Annotated in this window: 29 protein-coding genes; 4 read left to right on the forward strand and 25 right to left on the reverse strand. The window is 61.6% G+C overall.

The genetic code is table 11. From position 1 onward, the window contains the following. Positions 1–34: 34 nt before the first annotated feature. Complete coding sequence (locus ACIPQ1_RS20475; protein WP_250962564.1) at positions 35–925, reverse strand: AraC family transcriptional regulator; 891 nt, start codon at positions 923–925, stop codon at positions 35–37. Positions 926–1105: 180 nt separating this feature from the next. Between ACIPQ1_RS20475 and ACIPQ1_RS20480 the strand changes: the two genes are divergently transcribed. Continuing rightward, positions 1106–2158, forward strand: a complete 1053-nt coding sequence (locus tag ACIPQ1_RS20480; RefSeq protein WP_434574791.1) for an NAD(P)-dependent alcohol dehydrogenase — start codon at positions 1106–1108, stop codon at positions 2156–2158. Positions 2159–2164: 6 nt separating this feature from the next. Here ACIPQ1_RS20480 and ACIPQ1_RS20485 read toward each other — a convergent pair whose 3' ends face one another. The 5 genes from ACIPQ1_RS20485 to ACIPQ1_RS20505 form a co-directional block, all read right to left on the reverse strand. Then, on the reverse strand, positions 2165–2968 hold the full coding sequence (locus ACIPQ1_RS20485; protein ID WP_013693986.1) for an IclR family transcriptional regulator: 804 nt from the start codon (positions 2966–2968) through the stop codon (positions 2165–2167). A 59-nt stretch (positions 2969–3027) separates the two neighbouring features. Then, complete coding sequence (locus ACIPQ1_RS20490; RefSeq protein WP_411385276.1) at positions 3028–4338, reverse strand: MFS transporter; 1311 nt, start codon at positions 4336–4338, stop codon at positions 3028–3030. Positions 4339–4570: 232 nt separating this feature from the next. Then, entirely contained in the window at positions 4571–5719 is a 1149-nt protein-coding gene (gene dgoD, locus ACIPQ1_RS20495; RefSeq protein WP_186707213.1) for a galactonate dehydratase, read from the reverse strand. 49 nt (positions 5720–5768) lie between these two features. Next, the gene (locus tag ACIPQ1_RS20500) at positions 5769–6389 is read right to left on the reverse strand and encodes a 2-dehydro-3-deoxy-6-phosphogalactonate aldolase (RefSeq protein ID WP_250962561.1); all 621 of its coding nucleotides are present in this window, start codon (positions 6387–6389) and stop codon (positions 5769–5771) included. Positions 6390–6408: 19 nt separating this feature from the next. After that, on the reverse strand, positions 6409–7389 hold the full coding sequence (locus ACIPQ1_RS20505; protein WP_186707211.1) for a 2-dehydro-3-deoxygalactonokinase: 981 nt from the start codon (positions 7387–7389) through the stop codon (positions 6409–6411). Between the two features lie 188 nt (positions 7390–7577). Here ACIPQ1_RS20505 and ACIPQ1_RS20510 point away from each other — a divergent pair, with 188 nt between their 5' ends. Continuing rightward, positions 7578–8210 (forward strand): glutathione S-transferase family protein, encoded by a 633-nt coding sequence (locus tag ACIPQ1_RS20510; RefSeq protein WP_411385278.1) that lies wholly within the window; start codon positions 7578–7580, stop codon positions 8208–8210. Between the two features lie 3 nt (positions 8211–8213). Here the strand turns inward: ACIPQ1_RS20510 and ACIPQ1_RS20515 are convergent, their stop codons facing one another. Then, positions 8214–8696, reverse strand: coding sequence for a GNAT family N-acetyltransferase (locus ACIPQ1_RS20515; RefSeq protein ID WP_030137727.1), 483 nt, complete (start codon positions 8694–8696; stop codon positions 8214–8216). A 191-nt stretch (positions 8697–8887) separates the two neighbouring features. Here ACIPQ1_RS20515 and ACIPQ1_RS20520 point away from each other — a divergent pair, with 191 nt between their 5' ends. Both ACIPQ1_RS20520 and ACIPQ1_RS20525 read left to right on the forward strand, forming a co-directional pair. After that, complete coding sequence (locus tag ACIPQ1_RS20520) at positions 8888–9235, forward strand: hypothetical protein (RefSeq protein ID WP_446534708.1); 348 nt, start codon at positions 8888–8890, stop codon at positions 9233–9235. Positions 9236–9267: 32 nt separating this feature from the next. Beyond that, positions 9268–9648, forward strand: a complete 381-nt coding sequence (locus ACIPQ1_RS20525) for a Rho termination factor N-terminal domain-containing protein (RefSeq protein WP_411385280.1) — start codon at positions 9268–9270, stop codon at positions 9646–9648. A gap of 283 nt (positions 9649–9931) precedes the next feature. On the opposite strand, the gene araH is transcribed toward ACIPQ1_RS20525, so the two are convergent. The 18 genes from araH to acpP all read right to left on the reverse strand — a co-directional run bounded on the left by araH (position 9932) and on the right by acpP (position 26733). After that, positions 9932–10900, reverse strand: a complete 969-nt coding sequence (gene araH, locus ACIPQ1_RS20530) for an L-arabinose ABC transporter permease AraH (RefSeq protein WP_025214842.1) — start codon at positions 10898–10900, stop codon at positions 9932–9934. 10 nt (positions 10901–10910) lie between these two features. Next, positions 10911–12455, reverse strand: a complete 1545-nt coding sequence (araG, locus tag ACIPQ1_RS20535; RefSeq protein ID WP_446534709.1) for an L-arabinose ABC transporter ATP-binding protein AraG — start codon at positions 12453–12455, stop codon at positions 10911–10913. A gap of 75 nt (positions 12456–12530) precedes the next feature. Then, entirely contained in the window at positions 12531–13535 is a 1005-nt protein-coding gene (locus ACIPQ1_RS20540; protein WP_446534710.1) for a substrate-binding domain-containing protein, read from the reverse strand. A 174-nt stretch (positions 13536–13709) separates the two neighbouring features. Continuing rightward, complete coding sequence (locus ACIPQ1_RS20545; RefSeq protein ID WP_186707205.1) at positions 13710–14528, reverse strand: SDR family oxidoreductase; 819 nt, start codon at positions 14526–14528, stop codon at positions 13710–13712. Positions 14529–14763: 235 nt separating this feature from the next. Further along, the gene (locus tag ACIPQ1_RS20550) at positions 14764–15639 is read right to left on the reverse strand and encodes an SMP-30/gluconolactonase/LRE family protein (protein ID WP_186707204.1); all 876 of its coding nucleotides are present in this window, start codon (positions 15637–15639) and stop codon (positions 14764–14766) included. After that, positions 15636–16382 carry a FadR/GntR family transcriptional regulator gene (locus ACIPQ1_RS20555; RefSeq protein WP_060741242.1) on the reverse strand — a complete coding sequence of 249 codons (747 nt, stop codon included), beginning with the start codon at positions 16380–16382 and terminating at the stop codon, positions 15636–15638. Before ACIPQ1_RS20555 ends, ACIPQ1_RS20550 begins: the two co-directional genes overlap by 4 nt. Positions 16383–16735: 353 nt before the next feature. Beyond that, positions 16736–17296 carry a DUF1285 domain-containing protein gene (locus ACIPQ1_RS20560; protein ID WP_250962551.1) on the reverse strand — a complete coding sequence of 187 codons (561 nt, stop codon included), beginning with the start codon at positions 17294–17296 and terminating at the stop codon, positions 16736–16738. Between the two features lie 15 nt (positions 17297–17311). Continuing rightward, positions 17312–17917, reverse strand: a complete 606-nt coding sequence (locus ACIPQ1_RS20565; RefSeq protein WP_411385282.1) for a DUF4823 domain-containing protein — start codon at positions 17915–17917, stop codon at positions 17312–17314. 264 nt (positions 17918–18181) lie between these two features. Beyond that, complete coding sequence (locus tag ACIPQ1_RS20570) at positions 18182–19150, reverse strand: GTP 3',8-cyclase MoaA (protein WP_003204238.1); 969 nt, start codon at positions 19148–19150, stop codon at positions 18182–18184. A 155-nt stretch (positions 19151–19305) separates the two neighbouring features. Further along, complete coding sequence (locus ACIPQ1_RS20575; protein ID WP_186707201.1) at positions 19306–19944, reverse strand: TetR/AcrR family transcriptional regulator; 639 nt, start codon at positions 19942–19944, stop codon at positions 19306–19308. A gap of 384 nt (positions 19945–20328) precedes the next feature. Next, positions 20329–21123 carry a TatD family hydrolase gene (locus tag ACIPQ1_RS20580; RefSeq protein WP_411385283.1) on the reverse strand — a complete coding sequence of 265 codons (795 nt, stop codon included), beginning with the start codon at positions 21121–21123 and terminating at the stop codon, positions 20329–20331. 11 nt (positions 21124–21134) lie between these two features. Next, positions 21135–21491: a PilZ domain-containing protein gene (locus tag ACIPQ1_RS20585; RefSeq protein ID WP_186707199.1), complete on the reverse strand. Its 357-nt coding sequence runs from the start codon at positions 21489–21491 to the stop codon at positions 21135–21137. Positions 21492–21533: 42 nt separating this feature from the next. Then, positions 21534–22520 carry a DNA polymerase III subunit delta' gene (locus ACIPQ1_RS20590; protein ID WP_411385284.1) on the reverse strand — a complete coding sequence of 329 codons (987 nt, stop codon included), beginning with the start codon at positions 22518–22520 and terminating at the stop codon, positions 21534–21536. Beyond that, complete coding sequence (tmk, locus tag ACIPQ1_RS20595) at positions 22513–23145, reverse strand: dTMP kinase (protein WP_411387541.1); 633 nt, start codon at positions 23143–23145, stop codon at positions 22513–22515. Before tmk ends, ACIPQ1_RS20590 begins: the two co-directional genes overlap by 8 nt. A 19-nt stretch (positions 23146–23164) precedes the next feature. Continuing rightward, positions 23165–24325 carry an endolytic transglycosylase MltG gene (mltG, locus tag ACIPQ1_RS20600; protein WP_434703318.1) on the reverse strand — a complete coding sequence of 387 codons (1161 nt, stop codon included), beginning with the start codon at positions 24323–24325 and terminating at the stop codon, positions 23165–23167. Positions 24326–24328: 3 nt separating this feature from the next. Next, entirely contained in the window at positions 24329–25144 is an 816-nt protein-coding gene (gene pabC / locus ACIPQ1_RS20605; RefSeq protein WP_446534711.1) for an aminodeoxychorismate lyase, read from the reverse strand. Next, positions 25144–26388, reverse strand: coding sequence for a beta-ketoacyl-ACP synthase II (fabF, locus tag ACIPQ1_RS20610; protein ID WP_018613569.1), 1245 nt, complete (start codon positions 26386–26388; stop codon positions 25144–25146). The genes pabC and fabF overlap by 1 nt, the downstream gene beginning before the upstream one ends. A gap of 108 nt (positions 26389–26496) precedes the next feature. Beyond that, a complete protein-coding gene (acpP, locus tag ACIPQ1_RS20615; protein WP_003175607.1) occupies positions 26497–26733 on the reverse strand; it encodes an acyl carrier protein in 237 nt (78 codons plus the stop codon). Between the last annotated feature and the right edge of the window lie 8 nt (positions 26734–26741).

The raw sequence follows: 26741 nt of genomic DNA on the forward strand, positions 1-26741 counted from the left end.
AGAAAGCTCGCTCCCACAAGGGACATTCAAAAGGTCAGGCCGCGCGCTCTTCCCCGGGATTGCGCTCGAAGTAGCGCTTGTATTCGCGACTGAATTGCGACGGGCTCTGATACCCCACCTGGTGCGCGACGTGGGCCACACTCATGCCCTCGCACATCAGCAGGCGCTGAGCCTTGAGCAGGCGCAACCGCTTGAGGTACTGCACCGGCGACAGCAAGGTGCTGCGCTTGAAATGCTCATGGAAGGTCGAAGCGCTCATGTTCGCGCAACTGGCCAAGGTCTCGACGTTCAGTGGCTCGGTGAAATGCGCATGCAGATGGCTCAGGGCCGCGGCAATCCGGGCAAACTGGCCTTGCTGCTCCACCAGCGCCCGCAGCACATCAGCCTGGGGACCGCGCAACGCGACGAACAGCAACTCCCGCAATCGTGCCTGGCCCATGACCTGGCATTCCAGCGGATCGTGCAGGCAGCGCAACAAGCGCTCGACACACCCACGCATGGCGTCATCGAGCACTGCGCAGGTCATGGATTCCGGTGTCTGGGGCGGTAGATTCCGCCCTGGCATCAATCCCATGGAAAGCACCAACTCCCCCAACATCGCCCGGTCGATCGCAACGGAAACGCCATACAGCGGAGCATTGGGCATGGCGTAGGTTTCGCATTCGAACGGCACCGGCAAGGCCTGGATCAGATAATGCCCGGCGCCATATTCCATTGTGCGTGGCCCCAGGTAGGCCAGTTTGCTGCCCTGGGCAATGATCACCAGGCTCGGTTCGTAGAGCTGTGGGCCACGAGCGACGTCCTGGCTGGCGCGCAAAGCATGCACGCCGGGCAGCGGTGTAGGGACAAAACCGTCGCGGGTCGCCAAGGGTTCGATCAGTGAAACCAGCGTGGCGTTGGCATCAAGATGGCGGGTCAACAACATGGTCGAAAACTTCACGGAAAATGGGATGAAACCATCATCGCAGGTCTGGCGTCACATGGAATCAAATCCTGGCCAATGCCGGAGGATTAGGCATGACAGGCGGAGGAATCGCCATCGCCGCCTGCCGCCATGACTCCCAGAATGGATTCCCTCACCGTTCACTGCTTAGCGAGGTCCATCATGTACACAGCCATCGGCTATGCCGCCCAATCAGCCACCACTCCCCTCGCCCCCATGAAGTTCGAACGTCGCAGCCCGCGAGCCGACGATGTGGCGATCGATATTCTCTACTGCGGGGTCTGCCACTCCGACATCCACCAGGCCCGCAATGAATGGGGCATTGCCGTCTACCCGCTGATGCCCGGCCACGAAATCATCGGAAAAGTCACCGCCGTCGGTGCGAATGTTACCGCTCACAAAGTCGGCGACTTGGTCGGTGTGGGCTGCATGGTCGACTCCTGCCGCGAGTGCGAAGCGTGCCGGGCTGACTTGGAGCAATACTGCTTCGAAGGCATGACCCAGACCTACGCCAGCCCGGACCGCGTCAGTGGTGGCCACACCATGGGCGGTTATTCCGACAGCATCGTGGTCAGCGAGCACTTTGTGCTGCGCATCCCGCAAACACTCGACCCGGCCAGCGCCGCACCGCTGCTGTGCGCCGGCATCACCACTTATTCGCCCCTCAAACACTACGGCGTGAAGGCTGGCGACAAGGTCGGCGTGCTGGGCATGGGCGGCCTGGGCCACATGGGCATCAAGTTCGCCAAGGCCATGGGCGCAGAAGTGACGCTGTTCACCCGCTCGGCGAGCAAGGCTGAAGAAGCCCGTCGTCAGGGCGCGGACCATGTGATCGTGTCCACCGACGCCGAACAGATGGCGGCTGCCGCCGGACGTTTCAATTTCCTGCTGGACACCATTCCGGTGCAGCACGACCTCAATCCCTACCTCGACACGCTGCATTTCGACGGTGTACACATCATCGTGGGCCTGGTCGAGCCGGTCGACCCACCGGTACACGCGGCAAAACTGATCATGGGTCGCCGAGTGCTGGCCGGCTCGCTGATCGGCGGTATCGCAGAAACCCAGGAAATGCTGGATTTCTGCGCCGAGCACGACATCAGTTGCGACATTGAAATGCTCGACATCCGCCAGATCAACGAGGCCTACAGCCGCATGATCGCCGGGGATGTGAAGTACCGCTTCGTCATCGACATGGCGACGCTCAAGGCCTGACGCTCGTCAGACCTTGGCGCCCAGCTCCGCCGACAGCCGGGCTGTGACCCCTTTGACCAGGGGAATCAGCTCGGCCATCTTTTCCAGCGGCATGTACGGCACGGTGCTGGCGATGCTGATACCGGCGACGATGCGCTTGCCAGCGTCTCGAATCGGCGCCGCCACACAACGAATCGACGGCTCGTTGTCTTCCAGGTCGAAGGCATAGCCCCCCGCCACGTATTCCACCATCCGTTGCTGGAACTGCTCCCAGGATTGCTCCTGATGCTGGGGCCAGAACTGATTTTTCCCTCCCGCCGGCAGGCTGATTTCATACAGCCGCTTCCATTGTTCCTGCGAATCATCGAGCATCAGCGCCTTGCCGATCCCGGTGCGCGCCAACGGCATGCGATGGCCTACGCGCGAGCGCATTTCCGGGCCGTTGCGCCCCGGATTCTTCAGCAGGTACAAGACTTCGTCGCCCTCGCGAATCGCCAGGTGAACGGTGTCCCCGGTCAGCGCCGACAGCTCGTCCAGGTACGGCCCCGCCAGGCTCACCAGGGGCAGCTCTTCCCGGGCCTGGAAACCCAGTTCGATCAACTTCGGACCCAGCAGGTAACCCACTTGCGGCACCACGCGCAGGTAACGTTCGTCCACCAGGCAACTGGCCAGGCGATGGGTGGTGCTGCGGGTGGTGCCGATCAGCCGGGCGATTTCCTTCAAGTCGCGGGCGCCACTGGCGACCGCCTGGACCACGCCCAGGCCACGCAGCAATGTCTGCGTGCCGGTAGGCGCGGCGTCCTTGGTGATTTTTGGATCGTCTTGCTGCATAGCCGACCTTCAACAGTGAGCGGGGAACGGGCGGCATTATGGTCGCCCGCCCCGTCGGACTACAACTCGATGCGCTCGACCTTCCCGACCAGCAGGATGTAGGACAGCGCGCCAGCCAATGCCAGGACAGCGATATAGGTAATGGCCGGGGCAAACGAATCGCCGCTGGCGAGGAAGCCAATGACAATCGGCGTGGCGATGGCCGCCAGGTTACCGATGAAGTTGAACACCCCGCCGGTCAACCCGAGCAATCGCGCCGGTGCCAAGGTGGAAACCAGCGACCACGTGATCGACGCCAGGCCATTGCCGAAGAACGCCAGGGCCAGGAAGGCGATCACCAGCGGCGTCGATTCGACATAGTTGGCACCAATGATCGCCGTGGAAATCAAAAGCCCACCAATGATCGGCAGTTTGCGGGCAAAGCCCACCGTGGCGCCGCGGCGAATCAGCCAATCGGAGAAGAACCCGGAGCACAGCACGCCGACAAACGCCGCGAGGAACGGCAACGACGCCAGCAAGCCAGACTTGATGAAGTCCATGCCGCGATATTTCACCAGGTAGGTTGGAAACCACGTCAGGAAAAACCACAGCGTGGAGTTGAGGCAGAACTGCCCCAGGTAAATGCCCCACAACTTGCGTTGGGTCAGGACGATCCGCAGGTCGGCCCAGCTGAACTTGGCCTTGACCTTGGCAGCCTCGGCCTGGATGTCCACCAGCCCGCCGCCTTCGCGGATCAGCTCGATTTCGGCGGCGTTGGCGCCTTTGAAATCCCGCGGCTCGCGATACACCGCGTACCAGATCACTGCCCAGAGAATGCCCACCGCGCCTGTGGCGACAAACACCATGTGCCAACCGAAGGCGTGCTGCAGCCAGGCCAATACCGGGGTCAGGAAAGCCAGCCCGACGAATTGCCCGGACGTGTAGAAACCGATGGCCGTGGCCCGCTCGCGCTCGGGAAACCAGGTCGTCACCACGCGGCTGTTGATTGGATAGGCCGGCGCTTCCAGGGCTCCGACTGCCATGCGCAGCACGAACAACGCGATGAAGCTGGAGACGAACCCCAGCATCACCGTCGCCACCGACCACAGCAGCAACGCCACGCTGTAGAGGATGCGCGGCGGCACCCGGTCCACCAGCCAGCCGCCGGGAATCTGCATGGCGGCGTAGGTCCAGCCGAACGCAGAGAAAATCAGCCCGACGTGGATCGGGTCGATGCCCAGGTCACTGGTCAGCGCGGGGGCGGCAATCGAGAGGTTACTGCGGTCCAGGTAATTGATCACCACGGTGATGAACAGCAGGACCATGATGAAAAAACGCTTGCGGCTAGGCGTCACCAACGACGCCTGCGCGCTCAGGGTGTGCGCTTGCATGTGAGGTGCCTCTTTTTATGTTTATTGAGGAACGGGCGTACCGAAGAAGATCTCCCTGCCTGCGAAGATCAAACTGTGGGAGCGAGCTTGCTCGCGATGACGGTGTGTCAGTTGGCGCATGTGTGACTGATACATTGCCATCGCGAGCAAGCTCGCTCCCACAGGGGCTCTGGGGCGCTCATGGGCTTTTGCATTCACCACAGGCCCACAGGGATCTTGGGTCAGGCGTGACTCACCACTCGGCAAAACTGCCATCGGCATGGCGCCAGATCGGGTTGCGCCAGCGGTGGCCGATGGCCGCGCGTTCGATGACGTATTCCTCGTTGATCTCGATGCCCAGGCCCGGGCCATTCGGGATCTTCACGAAGCCCTTGTCGTAGTCGAACACCTGCGGATCCTTGATGTAATCCAGCAGGTCGTTGCTCTCGTTGTAGTGGATGCCCAGGCTCTGCTCCTGGATGAACGCGTTGTAGCAGACCGCGTCCAGTTGCAGGCACGCTGCCAGGGCGATGGGACCCAGCGGGCAGTGCAGCGCCAGCGCCACGTCGTAGGCCTCGGCCATGTTGGCGATCTTGCGGGTTTCGGTGATGCCGCCGGCGTGGGACGCATCCGGCTGGATGATGTCCACGTAGCCTTCGCTGAGTACGCGCTTGAAGTCCCAGCGCGAGAACAACCGTTCGCCGAGGGCAATCGGGGTGCTGGTCAGCGGCGCCAGCTCCTTGAGGGCTTCGTAGTTTTCGCTGAGCACCGGCTCTTCGATGAACATCAGTTTGTAAGGATCGAGTTCCTTCATCAGCACCTTGGCCATCGGCTTGTGCACGCGGCCGTGGAAGTCCACGCCAATGCCGACGTTCGGCCCGACCGCATCGCGCACCGCCGCCACGTTGGCCAGGGCCAGGTCGACTTTTTCGAAGGTGTCGAGAAACTGCAACTCTTCGGTGCCATTCATTTTCACCGCGGTGAAGCCCCGCCCTACGGCCTCTTTCGCCGCGCGGGCGGTGTCCGCTGGCCGGTCGCCGCCGATCCACGAATACACACGGATCTTGTCCCGCACCTGGCCGCCCAGCAAATCGCTGACCGACACGCCCAGGGCCTTGCCCTTGATGTCCCACAACGCCTGGTCGATGCCGGCCAGGGCGCTCATGTGAATGGCGCCGCCGCGGTAGAAGCCGCCGCGATAGAGCACGGTCCAGATGTCTTCGATGTTGCGTGGGTCTTTGCCGATCAGGTAGTCGGACAATTCCTCGACAGCCGCCGCCACCGTGTGGGCACGGCCCTCGACCACGGGCTCGCCCCAACCGGTCACGCCCTCGTCGGTCTCGACCTTGAGGAAGCACCAGCGCGGCGGAACGATAAACGTGGTCAGCTTGGTAATTTTCATCTTGTTGTCTCTCTTGTCAGATGCAGCGCGCGGGGCGCTGGAAAAGTCTTCAGTTCAAGGCATTCCATGCGGCTACGTAGGCCTTGGCGCGTACCGCCACTTCATCCGCTGTCAGGCCCGGCTTGAACAGCCCGGATCCGAGGCCGAAACCCTTGACGCCGGCTTCGACGAACACCGCCATGTTGTCCGGCGTAATCCCGCCCACCGGCACCAGCACGGTCCCGGCCGGCAACACCGCGAGCCAGGCCTTGACCACCGCCGGGCCCATTTGCTCGGCGGGGAACATCTTCAATACATGGGCGCCTTCGGCCAGCGCGGCAAAGGCTTCGGTGGGCGTGGCGACGCCAGGCGACAGGTACAATCCCGCCGCTTTCGCCGCACGCAGCACCTTCGGGTCGCTGTGGGGCATGACGATCACTTGGCCGCCAGCGGCTTTCACCTGCCCGACCTGTTCCGGCGTGAGCACGGTGCCGGCACCGATCAGGCAATCGGCGGGCAAGGTACTGCGCAGGATGCGGATACTTTCGTACGGTTCGGGGGAATTGAGCGGCACTTCGATGACACGAAATCCGGCGCTGTACAGGACCTCGCCGATGGCCGCCGCCTCTTCGGGACGCAAGCCACGCAGGATCGCGATCAACCCGTTGTGCGCCAGTGCTTGTGTGAGCATGTCAGACCTCCAGTCAGGTTCAGGGGGCGGTGGAATCGAGCAACCCGGCCGCCACGGCCAGTTGCCACAAACCGCGTTCGGTGGCCTGTTCGGCCAGGACCACCCGGGCGAAGCCGCAGGCGTCGAGGGCCCGTTGATAACGGACACAGAGTTGGGAGTTGCCGATCAGCACCACCGTCGGCAGGTGCAGGCTGTCGCGGCGACGGCGCTGCACCTCGGCCAGCGCCGCCAGCTCATGGCCGATCAACAGGCCCGAGAGGTAATCCGCCTGGGCACTGGCCACCAGCTCGCCGGTCAAGCCCAGGCTGCGGGCGCTGAACACGGTGGACAACGGGCCGATCTGGCCGTCCACCGACAGCGCCACTTGCACGCCACGGTCAAACGCCACGCCGTCGAAGGTCGTCCCCCGTTGCTGGGTGCGGCCGAGAATGCTGTGGTCACTGAGCACGGCGAAGATCTCGCCAGTCATGAAGGTATCGAAATGCACAATGCAGCCATCGGCCACTTCCACCCATTTCGAATGACTGCCAGGCAGGCCGATCAGCACCGCTTCGTCTGGCAGGCTGTGCAAGGCACCGAGCACTTGGGTTTCTTCGCCGCGCATGACATTGGGTAAACGTGAACGCTGGATCACGCCGGGCACGATGTGCACATCGACGCCGCGAAGGCTGCGAACGGTTTGTAGGGAATGTCCGAGATTGGCGACGTTGGCGGGTGTGTCGCAGTAAGGCGCTTCGCGCCAGCCCTGGGCGCTGCCCACCATGCCGCAGGCAATCACAGGCAAGCCCGGTTGAGCATCGAGCCAGTCGCCGCAGGCCTCGTCGAAGGCCAGCTCGAAACCGTCGATGCAGACCCGGCCGGCCACGGTTCGTGGCCCGGAGGGCAACTGCATGATCCCCGACGACAGCGAACGCTGCTCGAGCACCTCGCCACCGGCTGCGAGTTTGTAAGCCCGTAATGAGGTGGTCCCCCAATCGAGCGCGATCAATTGCGCCTGCATCCGCTTCACCTGTTTTGTTTTTTGGCAGTGAGTGGAACGGACTATAAACCTGGGGACGATAAAATCTCAATATATAAATATCACTCCCATATATTGGGATCTGATAAGCCAACCACAAAGCCAATCGCCATCCGTCCAAGACCCTGCTAGTTTTCTGGTCGGACGCTAAACAACTCAGGGAAAAAGTGATGGAACAATTGCTGAAAATCCTCGGCCGCACTTCCTCGATCAATGTCAGAAAAGTGCTGTGGACCTGCCAGGAACTGGACATCGCCTACGAACGCGAAGACTGGGGTATCGGCTTTGCCTCGACCCATGACCCGGCGTTCCTGGCCTTGAACCCGAATGCCCAAGTGCCGGTGATCATTGATGAGAACGGTGTGCTCTGGGAGTCGAACACTATTTGTCGCTATCTGGTGGGCAAGCAGGGGCGCAGCGATCTGCTGCCCGTCGAACCTGCCGCACGGGCACGCATCGAGCAGTGGATGGACTGGCAGGCCACGGAACTCAATCCTTCCTGGGGCGATGCGTTTTACGGATTGGTGCGCAAACACCCGGACTTCCAAGACCCACAGCTCATCGCCGCGGGCGTCAAAGGCTGGAACGAGAAGATGGGTTTGCTGGAACAGCAGTTGAACCGCACCGGCGCCTACGTGGCCGGTACGGCGTTTTCCCTTGCGGACGTACTTATCGGTCTGTCCGCACACCGCTGGCGCCAGACACCGATGGAACGCCCGGACTATCCGGCGGTGGCCGCCTATTGCAAGCGGCTCGAACAACGCCCCGGATTTGCCGAATACGCGTCCAACGCATACTCATGAGCATCAATTGCCGTTAGCGAAATCCCGTAGCACCTTGCCATCCATTCGGTAGCGCACCCACTCTTCCTGGGGTTGCGCGCCGAGGGATTTGTAGAAATCGATGGCCGGCGTGTTCCAGTCCAGCACGCTCCATTCGAAGCGGCCGCAATCGTTGTCGCAGGCGATCTTCGCCAGGTGGCGCAACAGCGTCTTCCCCGCCCCGCCACCGCGCTGCTCCGGCGTGATGTACAGGTCTTCGAGGTACAGGCAGTTGCTGCCCAGCCAGGTGGAATAGCTGAAGAAAAACACCGCGAAACCGATCGGCACGCCGTCACGCAGGCAGATCAGCCCGTGGGCGGTTGCGCCTTCGCTGAACAGGCTGCGCTCGATGTCGGCCACACTGGCGATGACTTCGTGGCGGGCTTTTTCGTAATCGGCCAACTCGGTAATGAAGGCAAGGATTTGAGGCGCATCGCTGGGTTGCGCAGGACGGATCTCGATCGACATGAACAGGCCTTGTAGCCAATTGAAAGCGCCATACTAAGCCGCTGCGCGGCGCTCGTCACATACCGATCCAACTATTTGATCTCGGACGCACGCCTCTTCCCAAAACTGCCATTCGTCGCGCCCAAGGCACCAACGCCAAGCCACCAAGGCCCAAGATCAGGTAAGCATTCTGAAAAATGGAGGCGACACCCATGATCACTTCAAGGCTGACCGCATTCACCTTCGCCGCGCTGCTGTCCTCGGCGGCCTTCGCGGCCTCTACCGACGGCACTGGGCCGACCGATCCCGTACAAGCGCCAAACTCCCCTGCCACGCAAGGCCTGCCCAAGTTGAACACCGACGGCACCGGTGGCGGTAGCCTGAACAATGGCCAGCCACCGGCCACCGGCACCGATCCACGCGTGCAGGGGAATGACACCGGGCGCCAGGGCGGCATGAATACGCCGGACTCCACCGCACCGGATAACGCCGAGACCGGAGTGGGCTCGAAAACCACGACCGGTGGCTCGGGTTCCGAAGGTGGCGCCGCCAGCCAGTAGCCTTTGCCCGGACATTTGAGGAGGAACATCCCATGCCTCGTGGAAGCAAAGACAAATACACCGACAAGCAAAAACGCAAGGCCGAGCACATCGAAGAAAGTTATGAGCAAAAAGGTGTGTCGGAGGGCGAGGCCGAAGCTCGGGCCTGGGCGACGGTGAACAAGCAGTCCGGTGGCGGCGAACGCTCCGGTGGTTCAGGCAAGGAAAAACCGGCGGCGGCCAAGAAAACCGACCGCAAGGAATCAGCCCGCCGCGCCGCCAAGACCCGCGAGGGTCACCCACGCACCAGCAAAGCCTCCCATGGGACCCAGACCGTGGACAGCTTGATGAAGGAAGCCCGGGCGAAAAACATTCCCGGACGTTCGAAGATGCGCAAGCAGGAGCTGGTCGAAGCGTTGCGCAAGGCCGGGTGATGGTTGGCGTCAGGGAGGACGCCTTCGCGAGCAAGCTCGCTCCCACATGGAGTCTGTGCTGTGCCGAGGTCCTGCGCCTGACACTAAAACCCTGTGGGAGCGGGCTTGCTCGCGAAAGCGGTGGGTCAGCTAAGGAAGTGTTGGATGTGTCGACGCCTTCGCGAGCAAGCTCGCTCCCACATGGGGTCTGTGCTGTGCCGAGGTCCTGCGCCTGACACTAAAACCCTGTGGGAGCGAGCTTGCTCGCGATGGCGGCAGATCAGTCGCCAGTAATCCCTACTGCCTAGCGCTGCTTCAACCGGTCAATCACTACCGCCAGCAACAGGATCGAGCCGCGGATGACGTATTGGTAGAAGGTGTCGATGTTCTTCAGGTTCATCGCGTTTTCAATGATCGCCAGAATCAGCACGCCGGCGATGACGTGGCGAATCATGCCGATGCCGCCGCTCAACGACACCCCGCCCAGCACGCAGGCCGAGATCACCGTCAACTCGAAGCCCTGGCCGATCATCGGCTGGCCCGAGGTCATGCGCGACGCCAGGATCACCCCGGCCAAGGCGCCGATCAAACCATGCACGGCGAAGATGATGATCTTGGTGCGATCAACGTTCACCCCCGCCAGCAACGCCGCTTCCTGGTTGCCACCGATGGCCATGGTGTTGCGCCCGTAAGTGGTGTAGTTCAACAGCCAGCCGAAAAACAGGAAGCAGACGATGGTGATCAGGATCGGCACCGGCACGCCGAACAATTGGCCATTGCCGAACACGAAGAACGATTCCTGGGAGACACCCACCGCCTTGCCGTTGGCAAAGATGTAGGCCAGGCCGCGGACGATCTGCATCGTCGCCAAGGTGGTGATCAAGGCGTTGACCCGCAGCTTGGCGATCACGATGCCGTTGATCAGGCCGACGATCAGCCCCATCGCCAGCGCCGCGCTGACGCCGAGGAACACGCTGTTGGTGTCGCGCATCACCACCGCCGCGACGACGCCGGCACAGGCAATCACCGAACCGACCGACAAGTCGAAGTGCCCGGACGCCAGGCAATACAACATGGTGCAGGCCGCGATGCCAGTGGTGGAAATAGCCAGGCCCAGGCCGCGCATGTTCAGAGGCGACAGGAAGTTGTCGATCATCAGGGTGCAAAGCACGAAGATCCCGATGGCCGCCAGCAGCATGACCCAGTCGTCGAGGAAACGACGCAGGTCCAGGGGTTTGCGTGCCGTTGGCAGTGCATTGTTTTGAATGGTCATGATTTACCTCTCAGTTCGCCGCGTCGGCAACGCGTTGGCGCGGCAGCGCCAGTTGCAGCAGGTTGGATTCGTTGGCCTGGTCGCGCGGCAGTTCGCCACGCATGGCCCCTTCGCAGAGCACCAGAATTCGGTCGGAAATGCCCATCACTTCCATCAGGTCGCTGGACACCACGATCACCGCGATGCCGTCGGCCGCCAGGTTGTGGATAATCTGATAGATCTCCGCCTTGGCGCCGATATCGATGCCACGGGTCGGTTCGTCCAGCAGCAGGACTTTCATCGGCATCGACAGCCAGCGACCGAGAATTGCCTTCTGCTGATTGCCGCCAGACAGGTACATGATTTTCTGGCTGGCCGCCGGCGTCTTCACCTTCAGCGACTTGATCTGCTTGTCGGCATTGCCCCGTTCCCAATCACCGCGCAACAGGCAGCCGAGGGTCGAGTGGGACGGTCGGGCGCTGATGTTGATGTTCTCGCCCACGCTGCCCAACGGGATGATGCCTTCCTTCTTGCGATCTTCCGGGCACAGCAGCACGCCAGCGGCAATGGCATCCCGTGGCGAACGCAGTTTCAGTTCCTGGCCGTGCAGGACCAGGCTGCCCTCGCTCTGGCGCTCCAGGCCACTGAGCAAGCGAAACAGCTCGGTGCGGCCGGCGCCGACCAACCCGAACAAGCCGAGGATCTCGCCCTTGTGCACCTGGAAACTCACCGGTTCGCGCAAGCCCGGCCCCAGCAGGCCCTTCACTTGCAGCGCCACATCGCCGCGTTCCCGAGGACGGTAATCATAGATGTCCTGGATATCGCGGCCGACCATGCAGGTGACCAACTGATCGTGGGTCAGCTCCCTCATGTTCTCGAAGGTCCGGACATAACGACCGTCCTTGAACACGGTCACCGCATCACAGATGCGGAACACCTCTTCCATGCGGTGGCTGACGTACAGCACCACTTTGCCCTCGTCTCGCAAGCGGGCGATGATCGCCATCAAACGGTCGATTTCCCGGGCCGACAGGCTACTGGTGGGTTCGTCAAAGGCAATGACGTGGGCGCCACGGGACAAGGCCTTGGCGATTTCCACCAATTGCCGTTGGCCGAGGGACAGGCGACCGACTTTTTCCTGCGGGTCGATTTCGTCGGCCAGGCCTTTGAGCAGCGCCAGCGCCTGCTGGCGCAGCACACCACGGTTGACCAGGCCGAAACGCGCCGGCAAATGGCCGAGAAACAGGTTTTCCGCGACGGTCATTTCCGGCACCAGGTGCAACTCCTGGTGAATCACCGCCACCCCGCTGGCGATGCTGTCGGCGGTGCCTTTGAAGGCCATCGTCTGTTTGCCGATCTGCAGGTCGCCACTGCTTGGGATGTAGGCGCCACCGAGGATCTTCAGCAACGTGGACTTGCCCGCGCCGTTCTCGCCCATCAAGGCATGCACCTGCCCCGGATGCGCGACGAAACTGATATTGGCCAGCGCCTGCACGCCGGGAAAGGATTTGCCGATCCCGTTGAACCGCAAGCTGCCGCCGATGTTGTGTTGCCGTGTCGCTGTTTGCGCTTGCATAACCACCTCGAACTTACAAAGATCAAGCGACCCCGCCACTCATGTGGCCAGGGCCGCTTTTGAATCAACCGACCGTCAGTTCCACAGGCCGATCTTTTCCAGCTCCTGCTTGAAGTTCTCCCGGGTGATCAGGGTCACCTCGTCCATGGCGGTGTACTTCGGCGGTTCCTTGCCGGTGGTGATCCACTCGTACATCATTTCGGCGGTCTTGTAGCCTTCGATGTGCGGGCTTGGCAGCATCGAACCGAAGAAGCCGCTGTCAGGCTTTTTCAGCTCACCGATGGCGTCGGTACCGTTGATGCCGACGCCGATCACGTTGGCTGCCTTGAACCCGGCCGCTTCAGTGGCGCGCACGCCGCCCAGCACGGTGTTGTCGTTCATGCCACCAATGATCAGGTTTTTCGCGGCGCTAGGCAGCTTCACCAACGCCGAGTTGGTGGAGTCCATGCTGCCGGGTACGTCGAGGGTCTTGAGCGCCGTAAACAGGATATGGTCTTCCGGCATCCCGGCTTTCTTCAGGGCATCGACCGAACCGTCGGTGCGCTTCTTGCCGGTGTCCAGCTCGTTGAAGGTGTTGATCACCGCGTAGGTATCTTTCCACTCCCAATTACGCTTCTTCGCTTCAGCGGCCATGGCAGCGCCCTGCTTCTGGCCCACTTCAAAAGCGGCCATGCCCAGGTATGGCACGTCTTCCATGAACTTGCCGTTGGCGTCGACGAAACGGTCGTCCACGGCAATTACCTTGAGATCGTTGAGCTTGGCCTTGGCCATGATGGCTGGGCCGAGGGACACGTCCGGCGGGCAGATCACGAAGCCCTTGGCACCGTTGGCGGCCAGGCTGTCGATGGCCGAGAGGGTTTTCTCGCCGTCGGGCACGGCGATCTTGATCAATTGGAATCCTTTATCCTTGGCCGCCTTCTCGGCAAACGCCCACTCGGTCTGGAACCAAGGCTCCTCGGCCTGCTTGACCAGGAAACCAATTTTTACCGCATCGGCCGCCAGCAAGTGGCTGCTGAGGCTGACTGCGGTAACCGCCAAGGCGGCGCGACACAGGGAACGGATCCCACGACGATGTTTCATAGTTGACTCCTTGTTTTTTTTATTGAAAGCCAAACGTCCAGGGTCTGCTCCACCGTCGGTGGAAATGCGCAGGCTGGGCGGTTACATCAAGTTGCTACACAGCATAGGCCTAAATAGTCATATCGTATGATGATTGGATTACAGGCGAAGTTTCCCACTGCAATCCAGGAATATTCAGTCGTGGTACATGACTGAACGTCCTCCATCGATGGTGATGCATGAGGCATTGATAAACGGTGCTTCGTCACTGGCCAGGAACACGGCCGTCATTGCCACTTCGATCGGTTGCCCGACACGCCGTGGCGGGTGCATATCCAGCGCACGTTGGCGTTCGGCGTGGGGATCGGCAAAGCCGTTCCAGTAGTCGACGTTCAGCTGGGTCTCGATGTACCCCGGAGCGATGGCATTGACGCGTACCCCTTTGGGCGCGTATTCGATGCCCAGGGCGCGAGTCAGGCCGAGCAGGCCGTGCTTGGCCACCGGGTAAGGGAAACAGCCGGGAATGATGTGGGACGAATGGACGGAGGCAATGTTGATAATGCTGCCCACGCCCTGTTCGATCATTTGTGGCAGCACCGCCTTGCAACCGTACCAGGCGCCATCCAGGTCGATGGCGAAGCAGCGGCGCCAGTCCTCTTCGGTCATTTCCAGCGGGTCGCGGAAGACGTTGACGCCGGCGCAGTTGACCAGCACATCGATGCGACCGTGCAGCTCGACGGCGCGACGGGCCATGGCCTGCAAGTCTTGCTGCTTCGACACATCGGCCTGCAACGCTTGCACATCGGCACCGCGTTCACGCCAGTGGGCGGCCACCGCCTCGACTTTCTGCGCCTGGATGTCACTGATCACCAGTCGGGCCTGCTGCGAGGCGAACGCCGCGACGATGGCTTCGCCAATGCCTTGGGCGGCGCCGGTCAACAGCACGACCTTGTCTTTCAGGCGTTCGCCCTTCGGTGGCTCCGGCACGGGCGGCAAGACCAAGGGCTCAGCCATGGCTCAAGGCTCCTGCGTGCGGGCACGACGAAAACCGGGCATCCACGGATGACCGGCGCAAAGGCGCTTGGAAGAACAGTGGCCGGCGTACGCCGCCGGGGCGTACGGGGAAAGATCGTTGCATCACTTCACCTGTTTTGTTTTTTTAGTGTGAGTGCGTATTGCCGATGGAGCCGACTATAAACCCGGCCGCCAAATAATCTCAATATATATATTTACATCCCATATTTTGGGATTACCCCGCAAACCTTGTACAGGCCACGCCAGGCACATCGACACGCATCGACAGCACCGCACCGTCCAGCGGATGACCCAAGGGGCTCGCCGCGCTGGTGATGTACAACGTCTTGAGGTCTTCGCCGCCGAACACACAACTGGTCGGTCGGCTGACGGGCAATTCGATCACCCGGTCGACCTGCCCGTCCGGCGTCAGCCGCAACAGGCAACTGCCGTCCCAGCGGGCGTTCCAGATATAGCCCCTGGCATCCATCGCCGAGCCATCCGGGCCGCCACGCGGGTGTGGGCCGAACCAGACCTCGGCCGGCGCGAGATTGCCTTCCGGATAGATAAAGTGCCGATACACCGTGCCGTCCAGGCTGTCGCCGAAATACACCGTGGTGCCATCGGGGCTCCAGAGCAGGGTGTTGGGGATGCCCAGCCCGCGCAACAAGGGCATGACCCGACCGTCGCCACCGACGCGAAACAGGCCACCGGACCGTTGTTCGATCGGCAAGTCCTCGCCGTCGGCACCGATGTTGTTCTGCATGGTGCCGAGCCAGAGTTGGCCCAGGGCATCGCAACGGGCTTCGTTGGCGCGATTACCCAGTTGGGGGTCGGCCATGCACAGCAGCGTCAGGCGCGGCTCCAGGCCCGGCGAATCAAGATCGAGGCGATAGACGCCACTGCTCAGGGTCACCAGTGCGTCGCCACTTTGGGTCGGTATGAAGGCGGACACATGCTCGGGCATCTGCCAGATCTCCACGTTGGCGCCGATCAGCCGCAGTGCCTGCTTACCAGCGATATCGACCCAATACAACGCTTGGGTCGGCGCATCCCAGAAGGGCCCCTCGCCCAACTTCGCCCGGTGTTCCGTCACAGCCGTCCACTTCATTGAAACCTCCCGTTCCCGACTTGCCCGGCGGCGTCTGTTCGACCGGCCATGACATTGGGGTAAAAGCGTTTGATCGCCAGGTCAGCGTTATCGATCAGGGTCATGCAGGCCCAGACACCCCGGGCCGCGTCACGGGCGGCGATGGCGTCGGCGATGTCCTTGTGGATGGGCAAGGTGCGGCGCAACTCATCCGGGTCGGCCGCCGACACCTCGAACGACACCGCCAGCAACGCCCCCAGGGCCGGGACCATCTGTTCGATGAATTGATTATGGCTGGCGGCCAGGATGCACTCATGAAAAAACTGGTCGGCGCGGTTGTAGTCTGCGCCGCTGTCCACTGCCCGTTCCAAGGCATGGTAGGCCAGGCGGATCGCCTGCACCTGATCGGCCGTGGCCCGCTCACAGGCCCAGCGCACCGCCATCGGCTCGATGGTACGGCGCAGGTCCAGCAAGTCGTCGACGAAGTTTTCCGGCAGGCCGCTGCGTGACAGCCAGCCCACCACTTGAGGGTCGAACAGGTTCCAGCGGCGCACCGGCAATACCCGCGTGCCGACTTTCGGCCCGACTTCCAGCATGCCTTTGGCCACCAGGGTCTTGATCGCCTCGCGAATCACTGTGCGACTGACGCCCAGTTGCTCGCCCAAGTCCGCTTCGACCTTGATGGTTTGCCCAGGCTTGACCTGGCCAGCGGCGATCCAGCCCCCCAGCCAATCGACGGTCGATGCGTGAAAACTGCTGGACATGAAAACCCCGCGGGCCACTCTTATTGGTGGCCCACGCTAATCATCATATGATTGGGTGTCAATTTGAATTTTGCAAAACCAGTGTGGGAGCGGGGTTGCTCGCGAAAGCGGTGGGTCAGTTGAGGAGATGTCGATGATGCCGCCGTCATCGCGAGCAAGCTCGCTATAGCGGTGGGTCAGTTGAGAAGGTGTTGGATGTACCGGCGCCTTCGCGAGCAAGCTCGCTCCCACAGGGTTTGGTGGCGTACGCAGATAGTGCAGGCACCCCAAATCCACTGTGGGAGCGAGCTTGCTCGCGAAAGCGATCCTTCAGCCGACGTGGATGTTGGATCGACACTCACTCCCACAAGGGATCAGGGTTCCAGGCCGATGGGGAAAAACTCGCCGCCGCTCCACACACCCAGCCAGCGCTGCCCATCGATCTCGCGACTGACTGCCAGTTCCACCAGTTGATAGAACACATTGCGATGGATCAGCGCTTCGAGGTTGCTGCGCACATGCACGTAAGGCGTCGGTTCCTGGGTCTGGGGATCGATCTCCACCCGCAGCGGGTGCGCGGCGCCGGCCTCGGTGGTTTCCTCGACATTGGTGGTGAAGCGCAACAATTGTCCTTCCCCCTGCCCTTCCACCTCCAGGGTCACGGCCACGAACGGCGCGTCATCGACCTTGATGCCGACTTTTTCCACAGGGGTGATCAGGAAATAATCATCGCCGTCGCGGCGGATGATGGTGGAGAACAGCTTGACCATCGGTTTTCGTCCGATGGGCGTACCCAAGTAGTACCAGGTGCCGTCCCGGGCGATGCGCATGTCGATGTCGCCGCAGAAGTCGGGGTTCCACAAGTGGACCGGCGGCAGGCCTTTGGTCTTGGGGATCTGCCCCAGCAAGTCATTGGCTTTTTGCGGTCCGCTCATGGTGACTCCTCGTAGTTACTGGTCGCTCATCCCCAACAGGCTGCGGGCATATTCACGCAGAGGCGCGGCGATGAGGTCTTGGGGCTGCTTGTCGTGGAACGTCAGTAAACCGCCACGACTCTTGATCCGTGCAGTATCAATCAAATACTGCGTGCTGGTCTCGATCAACATGATTTGAATCACGCCGGTATCGACACCCAGGCGATCCACGGCTTCCTCATCCAGCCATTCGTCGGAGTTGCCGATGCGGTTATCGGCCTTGGCGAACCGGGTGTACAACAGGTAATGGGCACCGGCGGCACGGGCTTCGCCCATCGCCTGATCAAGGCCTTCGGGAACACGGGCACGACGGACCATGGGGAAATATTCGATGAAGCCATTGAAGGCTTCTTCGGCCACGACATTGGGACGTGGATAGGCACTGCCCGGCGGAGCGAAGGCGCCCTGGGCGATGTAGATGAACGAGTCGGGCTGAATTCGCAGGTTGTTCACACGACGGCTTTCGCTATGGTCCAGCAGGCCGGCATCACTCATGTGATAACGAACACCCTCCCCCATGTCGCTGACATTCATGCAACCGCCAAGCACCAAAACGGCCAGCAGCAAAACCAGGCTACGCATCCTATCCCTCCAAAGACCGGTGTCGGAAAACCGGCGAATGGTCGTGGGATGCAGCTTTTGCGCCAGCTCGCAGGATGGTTAGGGTTGCGCCTTGGAATACCTGTGGCGAGGGAGCTTGCTCCCGCTGGGCTGCGCCCGTAGGAGCTGTCGAGTGCAACGAGGCTGCGATCTTTCCCCAGACACTTGAATCCCAAGCGAAAGATCAAAAGTCAAAAGATCGCAGGCTTCGCCAGCTCCTACAGACTCAAGCCAGGAAAGGTCCGATCAGCCGCCAATGATTTTCATGATGGTCGCACCGCCGGAGAACGCCACTTCCTGCTTGTCCCCCAGCGCCTTGACCAACAAGCGCTGAAGCGCCGGCAAGGCCTGATGGCGTGGCTTGTCCAGAAGATCGCCGACGAAGTGACGGTTACTCGACGACAGGCAGCCGTGCAGCCAGCCCGTGGAGGACAGCCGCAGTCGCGAACAGGTACGGCAAAAAGGCACGCTTTCGTTGGCGATCACGCCAAAGTGCCCCAGCCCCGGTATCTCATAACGCACCGCCGTGGCGTCCACCGGCGCGTCGGCCTGCAGGTATTCGTACTGGTCGCCGATCAGGCTGAGCAGTTGTTGAAGGCTGACGAATTGCTGCAGGAAGGCGTTGGAATCGCTGGCCAGGTGGCCCATGCGCATCAACTCGATGAAACGCAACTCATAACCACGTTCCAGGCAGTACTCGAGCAACGGCATCACCTGGTCGAGGTTTTGCCCGCGCAACGGCACCATGTTGACCTTGATCTTCATCCCGGCGGCCCGGGCCTGTTCCATGCCATCGAGCACGGTCGCCAGGTCGCCGCCACGGGCGATACTGCGAAACGCGGCGGGGTCCAGGGTGTCGAGGGAAACGTTGATGCGACGGATACCGGCATCCACCAGCAACGGCAGTTTTTTCGCGAGCAACTGGCCATTGGTGGTCAGGCTGATGTCCTCCAGCCCCATCTGCCCCACCGCCGTCATGAAACGCTCGAGCTTGGGGCTGACCAGCGGCTCGCCGCCCGTGATGCGCAGCCGCTCGATACCGGCGGCCTCGATCAAATACGCCACGCCGCGCGCCATGGCTTCGGCTGACAGTTCATCCTGCGCAGCCACCAACCGCTTGCCGTCAGGCACGCAGTAGGTACAAGCGTAATTGCAGGCTGAGGTCAGGCTGATCCGCAGATTGCGGAAACGCCTGCCTTGACGGTCAACGATCATGGATCACTCCGGCACGAGAAAAATCGGACTCGCAAAAATTGACCTAGAAATCAAGATTTCGCAAGACCCAAGCCTGAGTATATTACTGGGGCACTGCGCCATGTAAGCGGACATGGCGCAATAAGGCAGCTGAATGTCTTGGCTCGTGCGGCCAGTCAGGTGCTCGGGTGGTCGGTATCGCGCTTGCGCTTGTTGCCCATGCGCACGCCAATGTCCATCAGGAACTGGAAGAAACCTTCCTGGTCTTCCAGCACGTTGCTCCAGAACGGCGAGTGATACAGCGCCACCGCGCCGTGCACCAACGCCCAGGCGGCGCAGTAATGGAAATAAGGCGGCACGTCCTCAAGCTTGCCTTCGCTGATCCGGCCCTTGATCAACAGGGTCAGGCGTTCGAAGTTGGAGGCGCGGATCTTGTGCAGCTCCTCGACCATCTCCGGCACCTGGTTGCCCTTGACCACCTTCTCTTCCAAGCGGTCGAACAAGCGGTAGCGCTGCGGGTCGCGCATGCGGAACTCGAAGTAGGCCCGGGACAGGGCCTCCTTGTCCTTGTCCACATCGGCCGAATGCAGCAGCTCGTTCAAATCGCGCTCGTAGTCGAGCATCAGGCGCAGGTAGATCTCCGCCTTGGATTTGAAATGTTTATAAATCGTGCCTTTGCCGATACCCACGGCATCCGCAATCATCTCGACGGTGACACTGTCTTCACCCTGGTCGAGGAACAACTTGAGCGCGGTGTCGAGAATTTCCTGCTCGCGGCGGCGAAACTCACGGACCTTACGGGGTTCTTTGTGCATAAGAAAAAGGTCTGAAGGGTCAAAATTCGAAGCCGGGTATTATGCCTAACTTACGCAAAAATGCACGGATCATCCATTCTCGGCCACCGTTCTTCACAAAACCGTGCACACCCGGCTCGCCGTTTCCCTTGCCAACGGGCCGTACTGGCGAGTTTTGACGACAGTGAGAACTTATCCGAAGCGAGCGTATTCCAAATTTGTTTAAAAACCGCCCCGGCCAGACTGGACGGGCGGGCATACTGATCAATACTTGAACTGTCGGCGCGACATCTCCCCCAAGTGACGCGCTGATAAAGGTGCCAACGGACCGCGTGCCTTTGTTTTACTCCTAATGGTCTTAACCCGGATTCACCCCCCAGAACCCGGGTTTTTTTTGCATGAAATTCAGGCGTGCGCCGATCGAACGTGAGCCAACGGAAACAATTGCTTAAAATTTTCCGTCGTCTGCTCGGCAAATCCCTCGTAGGACTCGCCACGCAACATCGCCAGGAACTCTGCCACTTCCCGTACGTATTGCGGAAGGTTCGGCTTGCCGCGATAGGGGATCGGCGCCAGGTAAGGCGAGTCGGTTTCCACCAGCAGCCGATCAGCCGGCACTTTGCTGGCAACGTCGCGCAGGGCATCGGCATTGCGGAACGTGACAATCCCGGACAAGGAAATGTAATAGCCCATGTCCAGGGCAGCCTTGGCCATGTCCCAGTCTTCGGTGAAGCAATGCAGCACACCGGCCTGGGGCAGCGCGGCGTCACGCAGCAAGGCCAGGGTGTCGGCCCGGGCGCCGCGGGTGTGGATGATCACCGGCTTGCCGGTCTGCCGGGCGGCCTCCAGGTGCAGCCGGAATGACGCCTGCTGCACGTCGGCGGCTTCTGGCTCGTAGTGATAGTCCAGGCCGGTTTCGCCAATGGCGACCACCCGTGGATGATCGAGCTCACGCAACAGCCAGTCGAGCGCCGGCGCGGCGCCGGGCTGGACGTCCAATGGGTGGATGCCGACCGAACAATCGACGTCGGCATAACGCTCTGCCAGCGCCTTCACATCGGCGGCGTTGTCGGCGCTGACGCCGATGCACAGGAAGTGACCGACGCCCCGCTCCCGGGCCGCGTCCAGCGCGGCATCCAGGGAACCGCCATGGGCAGCGAGGTCGAGACGATCAAGGTGACAATGGGAATCTACAAGCATAAAAGGCCAGGCTACATCGTATGGGTGGGACGGTCGGACTTCAGGGAGCCGGCCAAGTGGGTTTCGATCTGATTGCGGGCCGAATTGTCGCCGTCGCTGAACTGCACGCCCACGCCGGCGGCCCGATTGCCCTGGGCGCCCTTGGGGGTCAGCCAGATCACCTTGCCGGCGACCGGAATTTTCTCCGACTCATCCATCAGGCTCAAGAGCATGAACACCTCGTCGCCCAAGCGATAATTCTTGTTGGTCGGAATGAACAGGCCGCCGTTCTTGATGAAGGGCATGTAGGCGGCATAAAGCACCGACTTGTCCTTGATGGTCAGGGACAAGATGCCGTTGCGTGGACCGGGACTGACAGGTTCGTTCATGCTGATCTCCGCTGCGATTGAGCTGAGTCTAGGCGGTACCTGTCAACTTCGACCAGGCAAACTCGCCCACTGCACCAACAGCGCCTCGAGCAACAGCACTCGATTGAGGTTCGCCTTGCTCAGCACCTTCTGACGTTGGGCAAGAATCCAGTCCTGGATGTTCAAGATTTTATCCTGGCTGCTTTTCTGCGCCAGGTACTGGATCACCTTGCGCATGTCGGCCAGCCCCAGGCCGGTCTCGTCTTCGGTCAACTGGTAACGCAGGATCAGGCTCGACCAGTCGCAGAACCAGTCAAACAGCAGCAGTAGCGGGATGGCGTTCCAGCCCTCGGCCAGTTGCGTGGGGGATTGCTGCTGCTTGAGCAGCTTCTTGACCCCGTCCACCACCAAGGCCCGCTGTTCACGCACGCCCTGGGCCTGAAGGCTGACGGCCGCCAGGGGCGAGCCAGCCGCGAGGGTCAGCAGCTCGACACGCTCTTCGTCGCTGCTGTCGGGCAGGGCCTGGGCCAACCATTGCAAGCTCATCGCCTCGCTCGGCAGCGGGCAGGCCTGTTGCACGCAACGACTCTTGATGGTCGGCAGCAAGCGACTCGGCTGGTGGCTGACCAGCAGCAACACGGTATCGCCAGAAGGCTCTTCGAGGCTCTTGAGCAAGGCGTTGGCAGCGTTGATGTTCATCGACTCGACCGGCTCGATCAGCACCACTTTGCGCCCGCCCATCTGCGAAGTCTGGACCACGAAGCTGACCAGGTCGCGAACCTGGTCGACTTTGATCGCCTTGTCCGCCTCTTCCGGCTCCAGCACGTAATTGTCGGGATGGCTGCCGGCCTTGAGCAGCAGGCAGGACTTGCATTCGCCGCAAGCGTTGGAGACACCCGGGCGTTGGCACAACAGGCTGGCCATCAGCCGCTCGGCCAGCGCCCGCTTGCCGATGCCGACCGGGCCGTGCAGCAGATAGGCATGGGCATGCTGGGCACGACCGGCCAGTTGCTGCCAGAGACCGTCTTGCCAGGGATAGGCTTCAGCCACGGACACGCTCCAGCAAACGTGGCAACAAGCTATCCAGGGACTGCTGGACCTGGGCCAGCGGCTGTGCGGCATCGATCAGCAGGTAACGCGCCGGATCGGCCTTGGCGCGCCCCAGGAAGGCATTGCGCACGGCATTGAAGAAAGCCTGGCCTTCAAGCTCGAAACGATCCAGCCGGCCACGGGCACTGGCGCGGGCCAGGCCGATTTCCACCGGCAGGTCGAACACCAGGGTCAGGTCTGGGCGCAGCTCACCTTGGACGAAGCTTTCCAACGCGGCGATGCGTTCCACGGACAAGCCCCGGCCGCCGCCCTGGTAGGCATAGGTCGAATCGGTAAAACGATCGCAGAGCACCACGGCGCCACGGGCCAGCGCCGGGCGGATCACCTCGGCCAGATGCTGCGCCCTGGCGGCGAACACCAGCAGCAGCTCAGTGTCAGGGTTCATGACTTCTTCGAGGGGCGCCAGCAGCACCTCGCGAATTCGCTCGGCCAGTGGCGTACCGCCCGGCTCACGGGTCAATACCACCTCGATGCCAGCGGCCCGCAGGCGTTCGGCCAGGTATTCGCGGTTGGTGCTCTTGCCGGCGCCTTCCGGGCCTTCCAGCGTTATAAACAAGCCAGTCACGGGCGATCCTTAATCAAAGTCATTGCGGGCTCGGTGGCTCGCTGGCGTCCGGTTCGGGGGCCGGTACCTGAGGTGGCACATGGGGCACCGCTTCAGGTGCCGTGTCGGGCGATGCCGCCGGGATCGGCGCCTGCTCGTCCGGCGTTACCGGCGCCGGACTTGAGCGGTAATCGGCACGGCGCTTGAGCTGGAACTCGCGCACCGCGTTGTTGTGCGATTCCAGGTCATCGGAAAACACATGGCTGCCATCGCCACGGGCGACAAAATAAAGACTGTTGCCCGGTGCCGGGTTCAACGCGGCATGAATCGCTTCGCGCCCCACCATCGCAATTGGCGTCGGTGGCAAGCCCGGGATCAGGTAGGTGTTATAGGGGTTTTCTTCTTTCAAATGGGCGCGGGTGAGCTTGCCGGTGTAGCGCTCACCCAAGCCGTAGATCACTGTGGGATCGGTCTGCAGCAGCATGCCCAGGCGCATGCGCCGGACAAAGACGCCGGCAATTTGCCCACGCTCCTGGGGTACGCCGGTTTCCTTCTCCACCAGGGACGCCATGATCAGCGCCTGGTACGGCAGGGTGTAAGGCACATCGGCGGCACGCTGTGCCCATTCCTTGGCGAGCACGTCTTCCAGACGGTCGTAGGCTTTCTTCAGCAAATCGACATCCGATGTGCCGCGCACGAAGCGGTAGGTGTCCGGGAAGAACCGGCCTTCGGGAAATACCCCCGAATGACCCAGACGGTCCATGACCTCGCTGTCGCTCAGGTTGGCAAGGGTCTGCTGGAGTTTTTCATCCTTGGCCAGTGCGGCGCGCACCTGGCGAAAATTCCAGCCCTCCACCAGCGTCACGCTGTACTGCACCACTTCACCGCGTTTCCAGACACCGATCAGCCCCTCCATGGTCATGCCTGGCACCATCCGGTATTCACCGGAGTGCAATGGCTGGCCGGCAAGATTGAAGCGCCAATAGACACGCAGCCAGAAGGCGTCCTTGATCAGGCCATCGGCCTCGAGGCGCTTGAGGGTTCCGGTCGGGGTGGTTCCGTTGGGCACGTCCAGCAACTCTTCCTGGGTAATGTTCAGCGGCTGTTGCAGCGCCGAATGAATTTTCCAGGCCGAAGCGCCCAACAACAGCCCTGCCAGGACCAGTCCGGTCTCCAGCAGCAGCAAGAATTTACGTCTCACGAATCAAGCATCCAATAGCGCACGGGCAAGGGTCTGCAGTTTACGGGTGAGCGGGCCAACCGACCAGCACGCCGAACCGCATCCGCGTACCGGCCACACGCCATATACGCTGTTGCAGACGAAGACTTCATCGGCCTGGTGCAGTTGTTCGAGGCCGATGTCGGTGATTTGCGTGGCGATGCCCTGGGACTTTGCTTGAAACAATAATTCCGCGCGCATCACGCCGGCCACACCGCAACGGCTCAGGTCCGCCGTGAACAAAACGCCATCGCGCACCAGGAACAGGTTGCTGAATACGCCTTCGATTACCCGCCCGGACGCGTCCAACATCAAGCCTTCGGCGTACTGCGCATCGCGCCATTCGGCACGGGCCAGTACTTGTTCCAGGCGGTTGAGGTGCTTGAGGCCGGCGAGCAAGGGCTGCTCGGACAAACGCACGGCGCAGGGAAACAGGTGGATGCCTTGTTCGGCATGGGCGGTGGGATAAGTGGCCGGCGGGTTCCCTTGCAGGATGCGCCTGGCCGGCACCGAAGGATCAGCGGCATAACCGCGCAGGCTGTCGCCACGGGTCACGATCAGTTTCAGCACGCCATCACCCAGGCAACCGGCGTAGGTGCTCAACTCTGTACTCAATGCGCCCATGTCGACGTTGAGCGCCAGCCGCTGGCAACCCGCTTCCAGGCGCTGCAGGTGGCGTTCCAACAGCACCGGGGTGCCATCGTGCACGGCGATGGTTTCGAATAACCCATCGCCGTAAGCCAGGCCGCGATCTTTCAGCGACAGGACGTCGGCCGGCTGACCGTCGACCCAGCTTTCCATCACCCGGCGAACCGGCGGAACACCAGCGAACCGTTGGTCCCGCCAAAGCCGAAGGAGTTGGACAGCACCACATCGATATCCATGCTGCGGGCCGTGTGCGGCACGAAGTCCAGGTCGCAACCTTCGTCCGGCTCATCGAGGTTGATGGTCGGCGGCGCGGTCTGGCTGTTGATCGCCAATACGCTGAAGATCGCTTCCACCGCCCCTGCCGCACCCAGCAGGTGACCGGTCATGGACTTGGTCGAACTGACCGCCAGCTTGTAGGCGTGCTCGCCGAACACGGTCTTGATCGCCTGGGCTTCGGCCAGGTCGCCGGCCGGGGTCGACGTGCCGTGGGCGTTGATGTACTGCACCTGCTCGCCGTTGAGCTTCGCGTCACGCAAAGCGTTGGCGATGCAACGGGCCGCACCGGCGCCATCGGCCGGTGGCGAGGTCATGTGGTACGCATCGCCACTGGTGCCAAAGCCGATCAGCTCAGCATAGATGGTCGCGCCGCGCGCCTTGGCGTGCTCCAGTTCCTCGAGCACCAACGCACCGGCACCGTCGGACAACACGAAGCCATCACGGCCCTTGTCCCACGGCCGGCTCGCACGGGCGGGCTCGTCGTTGCGGGTCGACAGTGCACGGGACGCGCCGAAACCGCCCATGCCGAGGCCGCAAGCGGCCATCTCGGCGCCACCGGCAATCATCACGTCGGCTTCGTCGTACATGATGTTGCGCGCGGCCATGCCGATGCAGTGGGTACCGGTGGTGCACGCCGTGGCGATGGCGTAGTTGGGTCCCTGGGCACCCAGGTGGATGGACAGGAAACCGGAAATCATGTTGATGATCGAGCCCGGCACGAAGAACGGAGAAATCCGTCGCGGCCCCGATTCGTGCAGCGTGCGGCTGGTTTCTTCGATATTGGTCAAGCCGCCAATACCCGAGCCCATGGCCACGCCGATGCGTTCACGGTTGGCGTCGGTGACTTCCAGGCCGGCGTTACGCACCGCCTGAAAACCGGCTGCCAGGCCGTATTGAATAAACAGGTCAAGCTTGCGGGCTTCCTTGACCGACAGGTATTCCTCGACATTGAAGCCCTTTACCGAGCCGCCAAAACGGGTGGAATAGGCAGAAAGGTCGGTGTGTTCGATCAGACCAATGCCACTGCGGCCGGCCAGAATGCCCTGCCAACTGCTCGGCACATCCGTGCCCAGTGGCGACAACATACCCATACCGGTGACTACGACGCGTCTACGCGACACAGCACTCTCCTTTTTCTAATGACGACTTTGCATCAGGCCTAAAGAAAAAACCGCACGCCGTGACGGCAGTGCGGTTTTTCCATGACAGCTAGCGACGACTAAATACGATTACGCCTGGTGGCTGGTAACGTAGTCGATAGCAGCTTGTACAGTAGTGATCTTCTCAGCTTCTTCGTCAGGAATCTCGGTCTCGAATTCCTCTTCCAGAGCCATCACCAGCTCAACGGTGTCAAGGGAGTCGGCACCCAGGTCTTCTACGAAGGAAGCGGTGTTCACAACTTCTTCTTCTTTAACGCCCAGTTGCTCGGCAACGATTTTCTTGACGCGCTCTTCGATGGTGCTCATACCTTGTT

The sequence above is a fragment of the Pseudomonas sp. LARHCG127 genome, assembly GCF_052871455.1.

What these genes read in the sequence shown, in the direction of transcription:
- ACIPQ1_RS20475 (WP_250962564.1), bottom strand. Translation starts at nt 925, where the DNA reads ATGTTGTTGACCCGCCATCTTGATGCCAACGCCACGCTGGTTTCACTG.
- ACIPQ1_RS20480 (WP_434574791.1), top strand. Translation starts at nt 1,106, where the DNA reads ATGTACACAGCCATCGGCTATGCCGCCCAATCAGCCACCACTCCCCTC.
- ACIPQ1_RS20485 (WP_013693986.1), bottom strand. Translation starts at nt 2,968, where the DNA reads ATGCAGCAAGACGATCCAAAAATCACCAAGGACGCCGCGCCTACCGGC.
- ACIPQ1_RS20490 (WP_411385276.1), bottom strand. Translation starts at nt 4,338, where the DNA reads ATGCAAGCGCACACCCTGAGCGCGCAGGCGTCGTTGGTGACGCCTAGC.
- dgoD (WP_186707213.1), bottom strand. Translation starts at nt 5,719, where the DNA reads ATGAAAATTACCAAGCTGACCACGTTTATCGTTCCGCCGCGCTGGTGC.
- ACIPQ1_RS20500 (WP_250962561.1), bottom strand. Translation starts at nt 6,389, where the DNA reads ATGCTCACACAAGCACTGGCGCACAACGGGTTGATCGCGATCCTGCGT.
- ACIPQ1_RS20505 (WP_186707211.1), bottom strand. Translation starts at nt 7,389, where the DNA reads ATGCAGGCGCAATTGATCGCGCTCGATTGGGGGACCACCTCATTACGG.
- ACIPQ1_RS20510 (WP_411385278.1), top strand. Translation starts at nt 7,578, where the DNA reads ATGGAACAATTGCTGAAAATCCTCGGCCGCACTTCCTCGATCAATGTC.
- ACIPQ1_RS20515 (WP_030137727.1), bottom strand. Translation starts at nt 8,696, where the DNA reads ATGTCGATCGAGATCCGTCCTGCGCAACCCAGCGATGCGCCTCAAATC.
- ACIPQ1_RS20520 (WP_446534708.1), top strand. Translation starts at nt 8,888, where the DNA reads ATGATCACTTCAAGGCTGACCGCATTCACCTTCGCCGCGCTGCTGTCC.
- ACIPQ1_RS20525 (WP_411385280.1), top strand. Translation starts at nt 9,268, where the DNA reads ATGCCTCGTGGAAGCAAAGACAAATACACCGACAAGCAAAAACGCAAG.
- araH (WP_025214842.1), bottom strand. Translation starts at nt 10,900, where the DNA reads ATGACCATTCAAAACAATGCACTGCCAACGGCACGCAAACCCCTGGAC.
- araG (WP_446534709.1), bottom strand. Translation starts at nt 12,455, where the DNA reads ATGCAAGCGCAAACAGCGACACGGCAACACAACATCGGCGGCAGCTTG.
- ACIPQ1_RS20540 (WP_446534710.1), bottom strand. Translation starts at nt 13,535, where the DNA reads ATGAAACATCGTCGTGGGATCCGTTCCCTGTGTCGCGCCGCCTTGGCG.
- ACIPQ1_RS20545 (WP_186707205.1), bottom strand. Translation starts at nt 14,528, where the DNA reads ATGGCTGAGCCCTTGGTCTTGCCGCCCGTGCCGGAGCCACCGAAGGGC.
- ACIPQ1_RS20550 (WP_186707204.1), bottom strand. Translation starts at nt 15,639, where the DNA reads ATGAAGTGGACGGCTGTGACGGAACACCGGGCGAAGTTGGGCGAGGGG.
- ACIPQ1_RS20555 (WP_060741242.1), bottom strand. Translation starts at nt 16,382, where the DNA reads ATGTCCAGCAGTTTTCACGCATCGACCGTCGATTGGCTGGGGGGCTGG.
- ACIPQ1_RS20560 (WP_250962551.1), bottom strand. Translation starts at nt 17,296, where the DNA reads ATGAGCGGACCGCAAAAAGCCAATGACTTGCTGGGGCAGATCCCCAAG.
- ACIPQ1_RS20565 (WP_411385282.1), bottom strand. Translation starts at nt 17,917, where the DNA reads ATGCGTAGCCTGGTTTTGCTGCTGGCCGTTTTGGTGCTTGGCGGTTGC.
- ACIPQ1_RS20570 (WP_003204238.1), bottom strand. Translation starts at nt 19,150, where the DNA reads ATGATCGTTGACCGTCAAGGCAGGCGTTTCCGCAATCTGCGGATCAGC.
- ACIPQ1_RS20575 (WP_186707201.1), bottom strand. Translation starts at nt 19,944, where the DNA reads ATGCACAAAGAACCCCGTAAGGTCCGTGAGTTTCGCCGCCGCGAGCAG.
- ACIPQ1_RS20580 (WP_411385283.1), bottom strand. Translation starts at nt 21,123, where the DNA reads ATGCTTGTAGATTCCCATTGTCACCTTGATCGTCTCGACCTCGCTGCC.
- ACIPQ1_RS20585 (WP_186707199.1), bottom strand. Translation starts at nt 21,491, where the DNA reads ATGAACGAACCTGTCAGTCCCGGTCCACGCAACGGCATCTTGTCCCTG.
- pabC (WP_446534711.1), bottom strand. Translation starts at nt 25,144, where the DNA reads ATGGAAAGCTGGGTCGACGGTCAGCCGGCCGACGTCCTGTCGCTGAAA.
- acpP (WP_003175607.1), bottom strand. Translation starts at nt 26,733, where the DNA reads ATGAGCACCATCGAAGAGCGCGTCAAGAAAATCGTTGCCGAGCAACTG.